Source organism: Methylobacterium oryzihabitans (assembly GCF_004004555.2).
GTDB classification, from domain to species: domain Bacteria; phylum Pseudomonadota; class Alphaproteobacteria; order Rhizobiales; family Beijerinckiaceae; genus Methylobacterium; species Methylobacterium oryzihabitans.
On the sequence record NZ_SACP01000135.1, the window covers coordinates 1 to 470 of the forward strand.

The 470-nt window shown below is 66.6% G+C and carries 1 protein-coding gene; it reads right to left on the reverse strand.

What is annotated here, in order from left to right; all coding sequences use genetic code 11:
• Positions 1-470, reverse strand: a 470-nt coding sequence (locus EOE48_RS28715; protein WP_210249620.1) for a hypothetical protein, incomplete at both ends; no start/stop codon positions are given.

Sequence of the window (470 nt, forward strand, 5' to 3'; positions counted from 1 at the left end):
GATGTCGCCGATCTCGTCCTGGCGGTCGGTGGCCGGGGTATAGGGCTGCGGGTCTCGCAGCCACACCCGCAACTGCAGCAGCGGCAGGGTGATATAGCGGCCCTGTCGCAGGCTCAGGCTGAGGGCCAGGGCCAGCAGGATGGCCGCCATGATGCCCATGCTCTGCAGGCTGATGAGCATCGGCTGCTGGAACTGGCTCATGTCCAGGCTGATGCGCAGTTGCCCGGCCGTCACGTCCTGGAAGGTGATCTTGGTCTGGTACAGGCCCTCTGCCTCGCCCAGCAGGCTGTTGCGCGGGCGCTGGCCGGCCTCGGCGAGGATGCGGTTGTCCACGCTGTAGATGGCCGCGTGGGCCACCAGCGGGTTTTTCACCAGGTTGCCCAGCAGCACGTTGAGACTGAGGATGTCGTTAGACACCAGCAGCTCGGTCGCCGAGGTGGCGGTCTGGGTGGTCAGGCTCTGGCCAAGGG